This window comes from Streptomyces sp. NPDC003327 (genome assembly GCF_053589515.1).
Genome location: NZ_JBSFSA010000039.1, coordinates 1 through 15,199, shown reverse-complemented (window position 1 = coordinate 15,199; position 15,199 = coordinate 1). Strand labels below are relative to the sequence as shown.

Here is a 15,199-nt window from a genome sequence, read left to right as displayed (position 1 = left end):
GTGGCCAAAGAAGAAGAGGAGCGGACCCCGCAGCAGTTCCGCGAGTTGCTGCGGTCCCAGTACGAATACCCCGAGGACGTCGAAGACCAGCGCGGCCGGCGCCGCCGCCGGACTCGGCGCGCCTCCCGCAAGGACGAGCGGGCCCGTACCGCTCAGTGGATCGAACAGGAACGGCGCCGGGAGCCGATCAGCTCCCGCGCCGCTCTGCTCCTCGTCGTCGCCCTGCTCGCCATCGGCGTCCTGGGGCGCTACGGGCCCGGCTGGATTACCGGTCGCGACGACGCGGCGAGCAAAATCGCCGCCACGGCCACCGCGAGCGCGACCCCCTCCGGCACGGACAACAAACCGGCCGGCTCGCCATCGATCACACCCCCGACTCCGTCCGCTACACCGCCGGCGGACCTGTCCGACCCGGACACGGTCGCCGCCGAGTTCGTCCGGCACTACCTGACCCGCAACCCGCCGGTGGACGAGGACCACACGGCCGCCGTGCGCCGTGCAGCGCCGTGGGCGAGTGCGGCCCTGGTGCGTAATCTCGCCGGTCACGACGACCCCGCCTTCGGGCGCCTCGTCAGCCGTGGGGGCGTCGCCACCGTCTCGACCGTCACCGTCAAGCCCGCCGACACCCGCCTTCCCGGGGACACCCCCCTGCGGGTCTGGAGGACCGTCACGGCGAAGGTCGACATCGTCGGCTACACCACCTACTCCGAGACCACCACGCTCCAGACCGAGCTGATCACCGACGGCACCGGTTGGCGGGTCAACCGGATCCTGGGGGTGTAGCAGCGTGGAGGGGAGGGACGCCCTCCGGGCCGCGGCAAGCGCCGCCGGCACCGGGGCGACCATCAAGCTTGCCGTACCCGCGGCCGCCGTGTTCGTGTGCTTCCTCATGCTGGTCGCCATCCTCGGAGGCGGCTCGTCCGCGCAGGCCAACGGCGACTCCTGCGGAGACCGCGGACAGCCCGGCGCGGAACTACCCGGCGGCCCCGGCGACGGTGGGGGAACCGGGCAAACCCCGGACGGCGACCTCCGGAAGAAGCAGATCGAGAACGCGAAGGTAATCGACGACGTTGCCGAGAAAGGCGGCATGTCGGGGCAGGCGACCCTCATCGGCCTGATGACAGCCCTTCAGGAATCCACCCTCCTGAACATCGACTACGGCGACCGCGATTCACTCGGCCTGTTCCAGCAGCGGCCCTCACAGGGATGGGGAACGAGAGAACAGATTCTCAATCCCCGCTACTCCTCAAAAATGTTCTTCTTCGGAGCCGACTCCGGAAGCCCCCGCGGACTAGCAGACATCCGCGGGTGGGAGTCCATGCCCCTGTGGAAGGCCGCCGCCACCGTCCAACGCCCCGCCGAGGAGTACGAGCGGCTCTACGCCGGGCAGGAGAGCTCGGCACGGGAGATCGCCGCGCAAGCAGGCATCGACCTGCTGCGCCCGGCGCAGACCGGCCCGGCGCTGCCCGGGGGAGGCGCCACTGCGGCCCCCGGCCCGTCCGGCCCCCAGGAGTGTTACACCGGAGGCGGAGGGAAGCCCGGAAAGCCCGGAGAGCCCTTCCATGACGGGGCGGCCGGATGGCCCCCCAACGTCACGAACCCCCGCTCCACCGCCGACGCCATTAAGTGGGCGCAGAACGAAGCAGAAACCGGCGGAAAAGACTGGTACCGGCTCTGCCTTGCATTCGTCGCGAGAACTTACGGTTGGTCATACTCCGGCGTCCCGTACGCCGTCGACCACTACCATGAAATGCCGCCGGACATGAAGCACGACAAGGACAGGAACCCGCCGCCTGGGGCACTCATGTACTGGGAAACCGGGAACCGGGCCGGACACGTCGCTATCTACCTGGGCAACGGAAAAATTGCCAGCAACGACATCGTCCGCCCCGGATACATTGACGTTGTCCCGGCGACGGACATCGAAACGAAGTGGGGATCCACATACCTGGGATGGGCACCGCCCTATTTCCCCAAGGGTGGATAAAGGGAGCCGAGCAATCGTGAATCCAGACCAGGTCCCCGCCGAGCCGATCTACACCATCACCTTGACCACCACCGGCGCCTACATCGACGGGGAACCCGTACCCGGAGCCACCCCCGACCCCGAAGAGTCCCGCCGGGCCGCACTGGGGGAGATCTACGTCAAAGCCGCGCTCCACGGTCGGCCCGTCCGCTTCCTGGCCAAGGAAGCCGACGGCACCACCTGGCCCATGATCATGGACACCAGCGGCAACGTCCTCACCCTGCACACCCCCCACCCAGCCCCACCGGCACCCGCAGCCGTGCCGGTCCCCGCTCCCAGGCCCCCCGCGGCCGCGCCAGCACCCGCAGCGGCGCAAACCGCGCACGACTGGACAGCACCTCTACCGGCCGCGTACCAACCCCTCTACGACGACCTCCAGACCGCAGCGAACGCCGGGAACCTCACCGAAGCCGTCGCCCTCGCGGCCAAGCTCGAAGAAACACTGACCGCCGACTACGGGCCGCTCCACCCGCACGCCGTGAACATGCTGACCCTGCGGGCCTCCCTGATCCTCCACCACCGGGCCGACTGGTACGAGACCGTGGAGCTTCTCGTCCACACCGCCCAGCGCCGCCGCGAGGCCGACGCCCAGCCCGTACAGGACACCGTCAGCGCGGTACGCAATGCACACGCCGCCTGGCGGACCCTCGCACGCGAAGACCCGGAGGGCGCGACCGAGCTCGCTCCCCTTGTCGCCGGGCTGCTGGAAGCGTCCGGCGATGAGCGGCGCACGCGCGACGTCCTGCGCTGGGTTGAAGAAACCGCCATGACCTAGGAAGGGACCTCCGCGGCATCACGAACCGATGGGCCCAGCCTCGCGTGCGCGGGGTAGAAGGCGGGCGGTCCCGGCGCGCGCCAGGGGAACAGACCCTCAGGGCGCCCGGGACGGCGCCTCGCTGGGGCCGCCGCCGAGGGGGCGGCGGCCGCGTGTCGTCAGCGGGGCCCTGTTCCTGGCCTGGTCCTGGTTCGTTCCGGGCTCTTGGCCCGGCTGAACGGCTCGACTCAGGCCCAGGTTGTTCGGGGGGCGCGGCGGGCGAGTTCGGCGGCGCGTGTGCGCATGCCGCTGATTTTGTGGACCAGAAGGGCGGCGGGTTCGAGTTCGTCGTCCTGCTTCTTCTCGGCGATCTTCCGCAGGATCCGGGCGCGGCCGTCCTGGACGGTGTCCTGCTCGGTGAACACTTCGCTGAACGTCTTCAGTACCCGGTCGACGCTGCTGACGGGGAGCGCTTCGTCGGCAGCGCCACTGGGCGGTTGCCACGCCTCGGCAGGGCGGGTGCGGGCGGCTGCGGGGGCGCTGGTCATACCGTCGTCGGTGCCGGCCTCGCGGCGGGCCTCGGCGAGGAGGGTGCTGAAGTAGCCGATGTCGCCGCCGAGGATTCTGACGAAGACGGTGAGCACGTTCTGGTCGGGGAGTACCTCGCCTTCGAGTACTGACGCGACCTCGGTGATGCCCAGGGCCCACCGGCTGGCGACGGCGAGGTCCTGGGGGGCGGGGCGGCCGGCCTTGAGGTGGAGCGTCTCCACGGCGGTGCGCAGCCGGGTGGCGGCGGGCATGGGTGTCTCCCCGTAGTCGGCCACGGTGGCGTTGCGGCTCTTCTCGCTGAGCTTCTGGGATTCCCACACGCGGCGCAGAATGGCCGGGTCCGCGCCGCAGACCCGGGCGAACTTCTTCGTCAGGGCCCAGGTGGGCACGCGTTCGCCGCTGAGGATTCTGGAGAGGTAGGAGGCCGAGCAGCCGATTTTCATGCTCACCTCCTTCTGGGAGAGCTTGGAGGTGCGGACGAGCATGGACAGGATCGGGGCCAGGCGGTTGTAGGCGGCGCCGCTGGACTCGCCCTGCGGGGGCTCCGCGATGTCGTCGCCCGTTGCCGCGGTGCTGGCGGGCTCGGGGGAGCCTGGGGGTGCCGACCCGTCGACCGACGCGGTGGCGGAGGGGGAGGCGAACAGTCCGGTCAGCGTGCCGGGGAGCTGGCTGGAGCGGGCGAACCGTGCCACCCGCCGCAGGATGTAGCGCTCGGTGTACCGGTGCCGGGTGGTTTCTTCGCTGAAGCCGAGGAGCGGGCTGATCCGTGCCCAGGTGACCCGCCGCTGGCGGGCTCTGCCCACGGCGGCCGCGGTGAGGCCCTCCAGCTGCTCCTGCATCTGCGCGATCCGCTTGAGCGGCTCCTCGCCGTCGCAGGCGGGCAGGATCCGCAGCAGCTCGCGCGCTCCTTCCTGGAGGTCCTTGAGGATTTCGGCGAGCACTTCCTCACCCGCGCTCGCCCCGGGCGCCGGGGCGCCCGTGGACCCGGCTGCGGCCAGGCCGGCCGCGGGCGCGTTCCCCCGGCGGGCGCGGTGCGCCATCTGCCGGCACTTGCCGTTGTCGCAGTACTTGCGGGGACGTCCCTTGCCGGTGGAGGGGCCGAGGCGGGAGCCACACCACTCACATGCGTCACTCACTGCTGTTTCCAGTCACGAAAAGGGTTCCGATGGGGTTTGGTGCCGCCGAAGCGGCCGCGTTCCCCCGGGTTTCGTCACAGGGCCGTGGCGTCCACGTGAAGCCCGGCCGCGTGGTTGCCCGGGGCAAGCGGTGGTGAGGGGCGAGCTCGGCGCCCCTCACCACCGCGGGGCATCAGCGCCGGTGACGGCGCATGCCGTACATGCCCACCGCGGCACTCGACAGAGCGCCGCTGAAGGCGTAGGCGGCTCCCGGGGAGACCGTGACCTGGATCTGCGGGGCGTGAATCAGCACGTAGCCGATGACCGGCAGGGCGAGGAACGCGAAAAGTGCGTGCTTGCCAAACCGGTTCACGTAACGAAACTTTTGACGCCGGGAACTAATCTCGCTGGAGGCGAGACGGCCGGAAGGTGGTTTAGCCCGGCGACGCCGAGGGGTACCGCGTCCCATTAGGACACTCCTTTGTGTCGGTTGGTTGCAGCGTGCGGGGCTCCGAGCAGAGTTTTCTCAGGACGCCGTTGCGGGGCCTCGCACGCACCTGTGGGTGACGCTACCGACACTCCGTGCTAGATCGCGAATTCACCCATATGCCGCAGGCGAGCGCTTTCTGTAACTTTCTGTTGCCCGTACTGGCTTTCGTTTCAAGCCCAGCAGAAAACTTCGCCACTTCCGGCAAAAAAGCCACACAGCGACCATGCGGCCTGATATGGCCACCCGGTGATCACAATCTGAAATGTTCACGATCATTGTGTGGCCGAAATCGGTCGCCAATGAGATTGATCATGACCAGAAAGCGGCTTCCTCGGTGAATCCGACAGTCCTGATCGAGCCACACTCCCCGTCGGCGCCTCTGGTGTGGCTCCTCAGGGCGGCACGGGGAGCTGCTCCGGCTGGGGCGCCGGGGGTCAGACCCGGCTCTTGCCGCCGAGCTGAGGGCCCGGAGCGGCCGGGCCGCCCGCGTGCGGAGGCTGCCGTGGGCGGCATCGCGATCCCCGCCACCGGCTGCTCGCCGAGAGCTCCCGTCCGGGGATCGGCTCGTACCGTGGGGCGTGCGTGGAACTGGTGGCCCGCCATCGTGGGCGTCCGTCGCCGCTTCTCTGCCCGGGGCTGGCCGAGCGGGGCGATGTCATCAGCCCTGTGTGCGTGGGCGCGGAGAGCGGGCGGTCCCGGCGCGCGCAAGGGGCAGGCCCCCGGCGGCCGGGACGGCGCCTCATGAGGTCATGCGCTCGTGCCGGGGCCGCCGAGGAGGCGGCGCCCGTGCGTCATCCGCGTGGGCTGCTCCTGGTCCTGAATCTCGGCCGTCTCCGTCCGCTCGGCGGGGAGGGGCCGCGGGGACGTCGTCGTGGTCCTGGTGTTCGTGATCGGGCCGGTGCCCGGGGGGCGGCGCGTGGTGCTCATGGAGGAAGGGTCCTCCTGGCCGCCGGGGTGCTGGCCCGCCGCCCGCGCGGCGGTGGACGTGGGCTTCACGGTGCCGGGCTCCTCGATGCGCTCGACGCCGCGGAGTCCCTCGCCGAGGAAAGCGCCGATCACGATGATGCTGGCCGCCGCGCCGACGGCCCACGCCAGTCGCTCGCCGGGAGAGGTCGGGTGCACGGCGGCCGGCGCCGGAGCCGTCTTGCGGTAGACGGCTACCGCGACGGTGAGCGCCAGTCCCACGACGAGCGCGGTGTAGAGGTCGAGCGTCACGGCGAGGTGTCCCGCAGCCGCGAGGGATACGTTCAAGATGGCCCCCCTTGTGGGTCCGGGGGCCCGCCGCCAGGACTGGAGATCTTCGAGGCGGGCCCCTGCTGACCGGACCCGCTCCGGGCCCGGCTTCCACCTCTTCGCGGGAGAAGCCCGGCCCTCGACAGCACGAAGGCCCAACTTTCCTTTGAAGAAGGGAAGCGGGCCCAAGACCCGTATACACGAGATTCCGGGTCCCTGCACGACTACCCATTCAGGAGTCAGAAAGCGATGTGGTCCGTAAATGCGGTGAAGCGCACCGCTTTGCGGTGCTTGGTTTGTAACGAATGTCCTAGATGTCTTGCCGGTGGCGGCCTGTCCTGCCCTCCATCCCTTCCGTGCACAGCCGCCGGGCAGAATGCCAGGAATACCCTGGAAACCTGCAAAACCTCCGTGATACGCCGTTCCAGTACTTGAGAAACCCTTTGCGTGGCATGCCCTCTGGTGCGGCGTATCGCCGGGGTGGAGAGCCGGTGGCTGGTACCGATTTGGCCCTAGGGGGTCGAATGCCGGGGGGTGCTCCCGGGATTGTTGGTAGGACGGCTGGCCCCTGGTCCGGGCTGGGGTGTCAGACCCGGCTCTTACTGTCGAGTCGAGGGCCCGGACCGGCCGGGCCACCACCGTGCGGGAGACCGCCATGGGCACCCTCTCCATCCCCGCCGCCGACGTGCACCGGCTCCTCGCCGACAGCACCCGCCCCGGTGTCGGCTCGTACCAGCAGGCGTACGCGGACCTCGCGGCCACCCACCGCGGGCGGCCGGCCGCCGAGATCCTCCCGCTGCTGCGCGCGGCCGCCGATCGCGCGCTCCTCGGTTTCACGTCCCGGGACCTGGCCGAGCAGGCTGACGCGATCAGCACCGGGGCGCGGTACGAGCTGCGGGTGCGCGTCGCCGGCCGCTGACCACCCCGTCCGGCTGCCGGGTGGTGATCATGCCCGCATAGGATGCGGCCGTGGTCCCCGTCGTCTAGCGGCCAAGGACACCGGTCTCCGGTTCGCCCGGAATCGGAAACCCGGGTTCGAATCCCGGCGGCGACCACCTCCCCTCCCCGTCCGGCTGCCGGGTGGTGCGATCTCGGGAGGCGTCTGCATAGCCTGGGGCCAGGACCCCTGGGGGGTGTCTGGAGGAGCACGATGCCCCGGCCCATGTGGAACGGTGCCATCTCGTTTGGCCTGGTCACGGTGCCTGTCACGCTGGAGCCCGCGACCGAGTCGCACAGTGTGTCGCTGCGGCAGATCCACACTGAGGACGGCGGCCGGATCCGGTACCGCAAGACGTGCGAGGTCGACGGCCAGGAGCTGACCGAGGACGACATCGGCCGCGCCTACGAGATCAGCAAAGACCACCTCGTGCCGATCACCGACGAAGACCTCGCCGGGATGCCGCTGCCCACAGCGCGGGCCATCGAGATCGTCGCGTTCGTCGACCGCTCCGAGGTCGACTGGGTCCAGTACGGCGCCGGCGACTACCACGTCCGCGCGAAAGGCGACGTCGCAGCGAAGCCGTACGTCCTCCTGCGTAAAGCCCTCGACCGCACCGAGAAGGTGGCCGTCGCCAAGTTCGCGCTGCGCGGCCGCGAGCGCCTGGGCCTGCTGCGCCCGCACGGCGACGCCCTGCTGATCCAGGGCCTGCACTGGGGTGATGAGATCCGCTCCCCGGCCGAGCTCGCCCCGCCCGAAACCGACCTGTCCGAGGAGGAGATCGAGCGCGCGCTGGCCCTGCTGGACAGCATGACGGTGGAGCACCTGGCGGACCTGGGCGAGACGCTCACCGACCGCTACACCGAGGCCCTGCACGAGGTCATCGAGGCCAAGGCGGAGCACCGCGAGCCGCGGAGCGTCGAGGGCGAGGAGAAGGCGGCGCCGGTCGTCGACCTGATGGCCGCGCTGGAGGCCTCCGTCGCCAAGGCGCGTGAGGGCCGCGGCGAGACGCCCGCCGGGGGTGAGGCGACGGTTCACGAGATGCCGAAGCCGAAGAAGGCCGCGGCGAAGAAGACCACGGCCAAGAAGACCACCCCGGCGAAGAAGGCGGCTCCCCGGCGGAAGAAGTCCGCCTGAGGGGGACCGCCACACGGCCGTGCCCCGCATCCCGGGTGGCGGGTTGGGCATGGCATGGGAAAGAAGAAGCGGGAGCAGCGGCGGCTGCGGTGCGGGCGGTGCGGGGTGTGGGCGCCGCGTGATCTGACGTCGAAGGCTGCGGAGAACTGGAGCGGCCGGTGTGCGGGCGGTCAGCTGGTCCTGGTCGTGTGTCCCCGCTGCCAGACCACGGAGGAGCACACGGAGGCGGAGGTCAACGCCGCTGAGGTGCGGGTGGGCACCGCAGACGGAGGCCACTTCCTGGCCGACCCGGTGATCTGCACGACCGGCGCCTCCGTCATGGACGGCGTCATCCTCTACGGGCACGACCACCTGAACCGGATCGCGGCGACCGGCCAGGACCTGACGGTCCAGCTCGTCAGCAGCCTGCCGCCCGGGACGCGGTGCGTGGCGACCGTGGGCGGCGTGATGATCTACCCGCCCCGCGAGATGGCGGCTGCGGGCGCCTGACCAACGCCGGAGCCGCGCCCCGGGCCCCGGATCAGGGGAAGCCGTCGCCCTCGACGTCGGCGCACCCCCGGTCGGGGGTGGCCGGCGGCTTCGGGATGCCGAGGCTGCCCCACGGTGCGCACACCTGGCACAGCTCGAGGTCGGGGTACCGCTCGGCCGCCGCGATCACGCCCTCGCGGTCCAGCAGGTCACCGATCCCGTAGTGCGCGCGCAGCTCGCACGATCCCCGGTGCAGGACCGGGTGCCCCTCGGCTGCCCGGGGCTCGGAGATCACCCACCGCGTCTCGCGGCGCGCGACCTCCAGGCGGCGCCGCTCCTCCGCCTCCTGCCGTTCCAGCTCCCGCACCGCCCGCTCCGTCACCGTGACCTGGTAGCGCAGCCACTCCAGCAGGGTCCTCTGCTTCTCCAGCCGCTCGGCTGTCGGCATCTCCACCACAGCCCCCCTTCGCGCCGCTACGCCGCCGCAGCGACGTCGCCCGCAGCGGCAGCCGCCGTCAGGGCGTCGGTGTGGTGCTTCAGGGCCATGCGCGCCGTCACCAGCTCCGGGCCCGAGCGGCCGGACCAGTACGGGTGCGTGGACACCTCGACCGACAGGTCCGTCACCAGGGCCCGCAGCCGCGCCTCCTCGGCCGCCTGCTGCGGGGTGTAGCCGGGGGAGGGCTCACGGCCGCCGGTCACCTCGTCGGAGTGGGGCCGCGCGGTGCCGGGCCAGCCGGGCAGCGGCTCCACCGACCACGGCAGCGTCCGCACGAGGGCCGCGTAATCGGCGCGGGCACGGTGCAGCCGCGCCTGGAGGTCCTTCAGGTCGCTGGGGAAGCCGTACGGGTCTTCCAGGTCTTTCTCGTCTGCCACACCAGAAACGTACCTCTGTTCGATTTATGGAGGCTAGTCACCCACGCCACCTGCGCATACGGTCACCCCATCGGCGCAGCACCGCGCCCGGCACCAAGGGGAGGATCATGAGCCACGACAGCGGATGGGGCTACCGGCAGGACACCGGCTGGGGCACCGTCGACCACCCGCGCCGCGACATCGGCTGGGGCTTCGACCCCGAGTGGGGCGAGATCGCAGAGCCCGCCCGGGGCTGACCACAGCGACACCCTGGCGCCCGTACCGCCCACCCCGGCCACGTGTTCGGAACGAACACCCGGAAGCGCGGCCAGGCCTGGCCTGCCGCTCATGGCGCGGGCACGCACCGCCAGGCCCCCCGGTTCTGACGGCCGCCCGCGCGGCCCTACGGTGAACACGCGGCGGGAGTCGACTGGTCAAATCGCACTCCATGACGCCGCGCCTGCCGTGCCCCTCGCCCACCCTGTCGAGGGGCACGGCCATGCCACCTGGGACCGCGCCGGCCCGTGGAGCGGCTCACCGCGTACGAGGAGGCCCCGGACCCTTGATGCTCTGGGTCCGGGGCCTCCTGGTGGGGCTCGTCAGTGCCCGACGAGCCGGTGCAGCCCGACAGCGCCTGCTCCTGCCGTCACCAGGCCGGTCAGGGCGGCCCCGGCCGCGTTGCCCGTGCTCAGGTACGCCAGGCCGCCCGTGATCAGAGCGATGAAGCCCGCCGCGACGAGGACGAGAGCGGCGTGCGCCGTCAGCAGAGCGCCAGGGTCTTCACCCTGCCGTCCGCCGACGGGGGCAGTCGGACTGCTTGAGGACGATGTACCGTCGTCTCTGGGTGTGGTCATTTCTGACCTCCTTGATTCGCGTTCTGGGAAGGGACACGAACCGGCCGCACCACCCCCGGTGAGCCCCCTGCAGCACCACGCCCTGGAAAGCTTCGGTGCCGCAGCGGGGCTCTCCGTCTGCGTGCGATCAACTCGCCGTCCGAGCATACGCAGAGGGCCCTGACAACCCGGTCTAAGTGTGTAGCCCTCTCGACCGCCGAGAAGGCGCACTCACCTGGGCTCTCTCGCCTGGGGGCCCTCGGATCTCTGCTCGAAGATTCAGCTCTATAGGGGAAGAAATGCCAGGTCAGCCGCATAGGGCCAGTGCATGCAGATGAGGACTAAAGGGGCGTCCCGCCCACGGACGCCGCTCCCCTGACCTTGTCGACGTTGCGCAACTCGAAGTAGAGCAGGTCGGCGTTGAGGTTGAAGATGGGCGGCATCTTCTTCTCCATGCGGTAGCGCGGCGCCCCAGAAACTAGGCAGTACGGGCACCGCTGTGGGAGGGGAAGTCCCGGAGTAAGTCGGTTGGGATGTTCTTGATCTTCTTGCCGTGCTTGACGAGATCGGCGGAGGCGTCGGTGGCGACAGTGCCGTAGTTCGTGACGAAGAAGTCTGGCACGGCGGACCGCCCATGACGACGTCTCGCGCGCGTGTACAGGGCGAAGGCCAGCCTCCGGGATGTCTCCCCGGAGCCCTTCGCCGGGTGCGCGGGGGCGGTTAGTCAGGCTTGACCACATGCACCGTCTAGAAGAGCGGCTAGGCAGGTAGGCCGCTTCTTTCGGATCACCTTGCGCAACAACGGCTCGATCCATGCCCACTGCTCATTAGAACGGCACCGTTCATCCGGCGAGACCCAGGTCCTGGCTTTCGGGCGCGTCGTTCTCGGGGTGGGTGGCGGCTGTGGTGAGGAGGCGTTCCCAGGTGCGGGGGGTGGAGCCGTGGAGGGCGGCGAGTTCGGCGGCTACGCGTCCCTTGGGCGCGCCGCCGGCCGCGGCGAGGGCCGTTCGTGCGATGTCGAGGCGGGGGTCGCCTGCGTAGGCGTGGGCTTTGCGGGGGCCCTGGGGTTCGCCGGCGCGGCGGCCGCCGCCCGCGCCGCGGCCGGGGGCGTTGTCCCGGCGTTCCAGGACTTCGCGGCGTGGCCACAGGCGGGAGCCGTGGACGGTCACGCCTGGGGAGAAGTGGCCGCTGGTGGTGTAGGCGCGGACGGTGCCGGTGCTGATGCCCAGGATCTCGGCGGCCTCGCCGGCGGACAGGAGGTCGTCGGGGTGCTCATCCTCCGGCAGGGCGGGCACCGGCTTGCCGGCCAGATACGCCTCGACCTGTGCGCGGTCGTAGAGCCGGTTGCGGCTGTGGGGGAGAAGGTCGGGGACGTGTGCGCGGAAGTCGTCGGCGTGGTGACGGCGCCAGGTGCTGAGCGAGACGCCGGCGAGCTGGGCGATGTCGGACTCGTTGACGGCGGGGCGGCCCTGGGGAATCACTGTCGTCTCCTGAGGGAGGTGCAGGTAGGGTGAGCGGCAGGGTCCTTCGGGATCTGGTAGTGAGAAGCCGGCGGTGTGCCGGGTCGCCCTCGGGCGGCCCTCCGCCGGCTTCGTCCGTATCCGGACCCCAGTGGCGACCCTTTCAACATTACAGCATACTGTACCAGCCGGAGGGGACACCACCGGCTCACCGCCGACCGAGCCGCTCCGTCAGCCACGCGTCCGCTTCCCGGCCGCTGCGCAGCCGGACGACCCGCACGCCCAGGGCGGCCGTCTCGGCGACCTGCCGGACGTAACGCGGCCGGTTGTGCCGGTACTTGCGTACGGCGGTGCGCAGCAGGGACCGCCGGCCGAAGAAGGCGCGGCTCCAGGTCAGCCGCCGGGCCTGCGCGCTCGTGTCGAGCCCGGCGAGCTGCCGCAGGCTGCGGACCGTGATCCGCCACACGACCAGCCGCAGAGGCAGGTCGAGCCACACCAGCACATCGGCCCGGTGCCACACCACGTCCGCGAGTTTCGAGAAGTTCCCCTCGACCACCCATGACTCCCGGTCCGTGATCTCCGCCGCCGCTGCACGGAACTCGGCCAGAGGGAGCGCCCCCGCGTCGGTAAAAAGAATCTCGTCAAGGTCGGTGTGCGCGACTCCCATGTGTGCGGAAAGTTTTCCCGCGAGCGTTGTTTTCCCGCTCGCAGGTGGACCGAAGAACGCAACCTTTTCCACTGGTCTCCTCTTTGTATTGAATCGCAACCCCGCGCATGAACAGCACCTATTATCCGCGAAACGGAACGGCCGCAAGGCCGTTACCGTGAACTTGAATTAATCCCCTCTCTGGACGTCTCGCCCGGTCTGACCAGGCCGTACGGGATGCACCAAATGGGCGCGCCCCGGGCACGGTGCGGGCGCCTGTCGGGGAGCAGGGCCAGGGCAAGGTCGAGCCGCCGCCGCAGAGGGCAGCCCGCGGCGGACGGGTGCGCGCGGACCGTGGGGCGCAGCACCGGGCCCGGGGCCGGCGCCATCGGCCGGACCCGTCCCGGGCAGCGCCCCACCGTCCCACCCCCACGCACCCGTTCTCCCCGCCCGGCCCGGCAGGCGGGAGCAGCAGGGCACGGCTCAAGTCCTCTCCGGGGACGGGAGCCTGACGGCCCGGCGTGTGCCGGGCGACGCCCACGGGCCCCTGCCCGCCCCTGACGGCACCACAGGGCACGCCACCGGTCGTCCCGGCTCCTCGCCCCCCGGGGGCGGCCGGGGGAGCCGGGCGCGCCCCACGGCGCTGTTCTTCCCTGGCGCAGCGGCGCTGCGCGCCCGGCACGGGGGAGTGGGGGCTCCACCGCTGCGCGGCGGACGGTGCGCAGCGAAGGCCCGGTGCTGCGCACCGTCCTCCGCGTTCCGCTGCGCTCCACGCGGAGGGGCGGGCCGGACGCTGCGCGCCCGGCAGGGCGCAGTGAGGGCGGGGCGCTGCGCGCCCGCCGTGCCCGTGCGCTGCGCGCCCGACCTTTGCGGAGCGGGACTCCGGCGCTGCGCGCCGGGCGGTGCGCAGCGAGGGGCGGCGTGCTGCGCACTCCGCGAGGGTGCCCGTGCGCTGCGCGCCCGGGAAGAAGTGAGGCGGGGCCGCCCGACCGTGGAGTGTACGGGCCATGCCAGCCGGTCAAGGGCGCCTTACGGCGGCGCTACGCGCTGGGCTACGCCCACCCTGGACAGTCTGTCCCGGCCCTAGTGCTGGCTGGCTATCGGGCGGCCCCTCCCCTGTGGCGCCCCGTGATGGCCGTGTGGGCAGGGCACGGAACGGGGGCGGGGTGCTGCGCACCCCGCCGGGCTGTTCCGCAAGTGAGGGGACGCCAGGGCGCCGAAAACCCGTCCTGAGCTGGGGTTTTCTATAGACGTAGACCAGGAAACCTAGTATTGTTGTGTCTGTCGGAAGGGGCGGCACACCCCACCGACGCACTGCTAGATCAACGAAAGGAAGCCCTCGTGGCTCACACTCTCCTGCCCCAGCACATCGAAGACGCCCGCAAGGCCGTCCCCGTGCTCGATTCCCTGCCCGCCAAGGGCTACCCCGGCTACATCAGCCGCACCGGCCAGCTCCGCACCGTCGGCCAGCTCTACGACCGCACCGACGTGTTCGGGCACATCTCCCTCTCCCCCGACGAGGCCTACGCCCTCACCAACAAGAAGGCCCCCCACGCCCTGTACGAACTGATGGTCATCTCCGCCGGAGCCTCCCAGCGCCCCGGCCTCCACGACCACTCCGCCGCCTTCGTTCAGGGACTCGGCGTCATGGCCGACGCCTTCGCCCACCACTGCCACACCTACGACCTGACCCCCGTCGTGTCGTGGAGCTACGACCCTCACACCCTGGACCGCGAATCCATCCAGGGAGAAAAGCGCTTCCATGCCCACCTCGTCGGCCGCACCCAGGCCGAACGGGCGACCGTCGCGGCCCACACCGTCCGCGCCGGACAGCTCTCCGCCACCCGCGCCCGCCGCATCGTGGAAGAAGCGTCCGTCCTCGGCTCGCTCCTGAGCGCCGACGTCGTCGACCCCGACGCCCTGCGCGTTCTCCTCCCCGTCCCCGCGCTCAGCACGGCCACCGCGACCGCGACCGCGCAGTTCGAGCTCCCCCACGGATGGGCCAGCCTCACCGCCCCCGCCCTGCACGACGACCTCACCTACATCCAGCGCAAGCTGCGCAGGACGTACGACGAAATCCTCCGCGCCTGCACCACCGGCCACAGCGGAATGTGGCAGCGGCCCACGGTCCGGGAGTTCGACACCGACGACATCAACATCCCCTTCCGCCCCGACACCCGCAACACCCTCACCCACTACCTCAGGGCCCTGCGCCCGGAGATCCTGACGGACCGCCGGGGAACGGACCGCACCCGGGACACCCACGTCTACCCGCTCGCCGATCTCGCGTACGCCATCACCATCACCGAGCAGTCCGGGAAGGTCTACCTGCACCTGCGGGCCAACCTCTTCTCCGACCTCGGCGGAGCCGGAATCAGCATCATCGACGGAGTAATCGTCAAGACGAAGAAGGGAGTGGAAAAGCTCCGCGCCGCAGAAATCGCGAGCCGCGAAACCTTCCAGGCCGAATACCTGCGACAGATCCACCGCCACCCGCTCGCCGCGCGAGTGTTCTTCCCCCGCCTGTAACCACCCTCATATGGTCCGGGGATACAGCCTGACTCCAGAGAATATCCACGGGCCAGAAGGAAGCAGGGCACCCCCGCCCGGGGGTGCCCTGCTCATCTGCCAAAGCTACATGCTGCATCAATCTGATGCAGCCCGGCCACCACACCCGCCCCCACCCTCGTAGCCAGCCG

At 70.7% G+C, this 15,199-nt stretch carries 17 protein-coding genes and 1 tRNA gene; 9 read left to right on the top strand and 9 right to left on the bottom strand.

Going from position 1 to position 15,199, the window contains the following annotated elements; genetic code table 11:
• Genes ACWDVG_RS24745 through ACWDVG_RS24735 form a run of 3 tightly spaced genes read left to right on the top strand, consistent with a single transcriptional unit; the run spans position 1 to position 2,801 of the window.
• Positions 1-783 (top strand): hypothetical protein, encoded by a 783-nt coding sequence (locus ACWDVG_RS24745; protein ID WP_451701942.1) that lies wholly within the window; start codon positions 1-3, stop codon positions 781-783.
• A gap of 4 nt (positions 784-787) precedes the next feature.
• Positions 788-1,987, top strand: coding sequence for a peptidase M23 (locus ACWDVG_RS24740; RefSeq protein WP_451701941.1), 1,200 nt, complete (start codon positions 788-790; stop codon positions 1,985-1,987).
• A 16-nt stretch (positions 1,988-2,003) separates the two neighbouring features.
• Positions 2,004-2,801 carry a hypothetical protein gene (locus ACWDVG_RS24735; RefSeq protein WP_451701940.1) on the top strand — a complete coding sequence of 266 codons (798 nt, stop codon included), beginning with the start codon at positions 2,004-2,006 and terminating at the stop codon, positions 2,799-2,801.
• Positions 2,802-3,028: 227 nt separating this feature from the next.
• On the opposite strand, the gene ACWDVG_RS24730 is transcribed toward ACWDVG_RS24735, so the two are convergent.
• The 3 genes from ACWDVG_RS24730 to ACWDVG_RS24720 all read right to left on the bottom strand — a co-directional run bounded on the left by ACWDVG_RS24730 (position 3,029) and on the right by ACWDVG_RS24720 (position 6,185).
• Positions 3,029-4,465: a helix-turn-helix domain-containing protein gene (locus ACWDVG_RS24730; protein WP_451701938.1), complete on the bottom strand. Its 1,437-nt coding sequence runs from the start codon at positions 4,463-4,465 to the stop codon at positions 3,029-3,031.
• A gap of 172 nt (positions 4,466-4,637) precedes the next feature.
• On the bottom strand, positions 4,638-4,817 hold the full coding sequence (locus ACWDVG_RS24725) for a hypothetical protein (RefSeq protein ID WP_451701936.1): 180 nt from the start codon (positions 4,815-4,817) through the stop codon (positions 4,638-4,640).
• A gap of 864 nt (positions 4,818-5,681) precedes the next feature.
• On the bottom strand, positions 5,682-6,185 hold the full coding sequence (locus ACWDVG_RS24720; protein ID WP_451701934.1) for a hypothetical protein: 504 nt from the start codon (positions 6,183-6,185) through the stop codon (positions 5,682-5,684).
• A gap of 637 nt (positions 6,186-6,822) precedes the next feature.
• Here ACWDVG_RS24720 and ACWDVG_RS24715 point away from each other — a divergent pair.
• The 4 genes from ACWDVG_RS24715 to ACWDVG_RS24700 all read left to right on the top strand — a co-directional run bounded on the left by ACWDVG_RS24715 (position 6,823) and on the right by ACWDVG_RS24700 (position 8,730).
• Positions 6,823-7,086: a hypothetical protein gene (locus tag ACWDVG_RS24715; RefSeq protein WP_451701932.1), complete on the top strand. Its 264-nt coding sequence runs from the start codon at positions 6,823-6,825 to the stop codon at positions 7,084-7,086.
• A 52-nt stretch (positions 7,087-7,138) separates the two neighbouring features.
• A tRNA-OTHER gene (locus ACWDVG_RS24710) sits at positions 7,139-7,222 on the top strand.
• 95 nt (positions 7,223-7,317) lie between these two features.
• Entirely contained in the window at positions 7,318-8,241 is a 924-nt protein-coding gene (ku, locus tag ACWDVG_RS24705) for a non-homologous end joining protein Ku (RefSeq protein WP_451701930.1), read from the top strand.
• 54 nt (positions 8,242-8,295) lie between these two features.
• Positions 8,296-8,730 carry a hypothetical protein gene (locus ACWDVG_RS24700; RefSeq protein WP_451701928.1) on the top strand — a complete coding sequence of 145 codons (435 nt, stop codon included), beginning with the start codon at positions 8,296-8,298 and terminating at the stop codon, positions 8,728-8,730.
• A 31-nt stretch (positions 8,731-8,761) separates the two neighbouring features.
• On the opposite strand, the gene ACWDVG_RS24695 is transcribed toward ACWDVG_RS24700, so the two are convergent.
• Both ACWDVG_RS24695 and ACWDVG_RS24690 read right to left on the bottom strand, forming a co-directional pair.
• Complete coding sequence (locus ACWDVG_RS24695; RefSeq protein WP_451702033.1) at positions 8,762-9,157, bottom strand: DUF6233 domain-containing protein; 396 nt, start codon at positions 9,155-9,157, stop codon at positions 8,762-8,764.
• A 26-nt stretch (positions 9,158-9,183) separates the two neighbouring features.
• Positions 9,184-9,582, bottom strand: a complete 399-nt coding sequence (locus ACWDVG_RS24690; RefSeq protein WP_451701926.1) for a hypothetical protein — start codon at positions 9,580-9,582, stop codon at positions 9,184-9,186.
• Positions 9,583-9,689: 107 nt separating this feature from the next.
• Here ACWDVG_RS24690 and ACWDVG_RS24685 point away from each other — a divergent pair, with 107 nt between their 5' ends.
• The gene (locus ACWDVG_RS24685) at positions 9,690-9,818 is read left to right on the top strand and encodes a hypothetical protein (RefSeq protein WP_451701924.1); all 129 of its coding nucleotides are present in this window, start codon (positions 9,690-9,692) and stop codon (positions 9,816-9,818) included.
• 342 nt (positions 9,819-10,160) lie between these two features.
• On the opposite strand, the gene ACWDVG_RS24680 is transcribed toward ACWDVG_RS24685, so the two are convergent.
• The 4 genes from ACWDVG_RS24680 to ACWDVG_RS24665 all read right to left on the bottom strand — a co-directional run bounded on the left by ACWDVG_RS24680 (position 10,161) and on the right by ACWDVG_RS24665 (position 12,521).
• Positions 10,161-10,415 (bottom strand): hypothetical protein, encoded by a 255-nt coding sequence (locus ACWDVG_RS24680; RefSeq protein ID WP_451701923.1) that lies wholly within the window; start codon positions 10,413-10,415, stop codon positions 10,161-10,163.
• Between the two features lie 457 nt (positions 10,416-10,872).
• Positions 10,873-11,016, bottom strand: coding sequence for a hypothetical protein (locus ACWDVG_RS24675; protein ID WP_451701921.1), 144 nt, complete (start codon positions 11,014-11,016; stop codon positions 10,873-10,875).
• A 220-nt stretch (positions 11,017-11,236) separates the two neighbouring features.
• A complete protein-coding gene (locus tag ACWDVG_RS24670; protein WP_451701919.1) occupies positions 11,237-11,875 on the bottom strand; it encodes a helix-turn-helix domain-containing protein in 639 nt (212 codons plus the stop codon).
• Between the two features lie 187 nt (positions 11,876-12,062).
• A complete protein-coding gene (locus tag ACWDVG_RS24665) occupies positions 12,063-12,521 on the bottom strand; it encodes an adenylate kinase (protein WP_451701917.1) in 459 nt (152 codons plus the stop codon).
• A 1,320-nt stretch (positions 12,522-13,841) separates the two neighbouring features.
• On the opposite strand from ACWDVG_RS24665, the gene ACWDVG_RS24660 reads away from it, so the two are divergent.
• The gene (locus tag ACWDVG_RS24660; protein ID WP_451701916.1) at positions 13,842-15,029 is read left to right on the top strand and encodes a hypothetical protein; all 1,188 of its coding nucleotides are present in this window, start codon (positions 13,842-13,844) and stop codon (positions 15,027-15,029) included.
• Positions 15,030-15,199 lie beyond the last annotated feature (170 nt).

Excerpts from the sequence above, each read along its gene's own strand:
- ACWDVG_RS24715 (WP_451701932.1), top strand. The coding sequence starts at position 6,823 with ATGGGCACCCTCTCCATCCCCGCCGCCGACGTGCACCGGCTCCTCGCC.
- ku (WP_451701930.1), top strand. The coding sequence starts at position 7,318 with ATGCCCCGGCCCATGTGGAACGGTGCCATCTCGTTTGGCCTGGTCACG.
- ACWDVG_RS24700 (WP_451701928.1), top strand. The coding sequence starts at position 8,296 with ATGGGAAAGAAGAAGCGGGAGCAGCGGCGGCTGCGGTGCGGGCGGTGC.
- ACWDVG_RS24695 (WP_451702033.1), bottom strand. The coding sequence starts at position 9,157 with ATGCCGACAGCCGAGCGGCTGGAGAAGCAGAGGACCCTGCTGGAGTGG.
- ACWDVG_RS24685 (WP_451701924.1), top strand. The coding sequence starts at position 9,690 with ATGAGCCACGACAGCGGATGGGGCTACCGGCAGGACACCGGCTGGGGC.
- ACWDVG_RS24680 (WP_451701923.1), bottom strand. The coding sequence starts at position 10,415 with ATGACCACACCCAGAGACGACGGTACATCGTCCTCAAGCAGTCCGACT.
- ACWDVG_RS24665 (WP_451701917.1), bottom strand. The coding sequence starts at position 12,521 with ATGGGAGTCGCGCACACCGACCTTGACGAGATTCTTTTTACCGACGCG.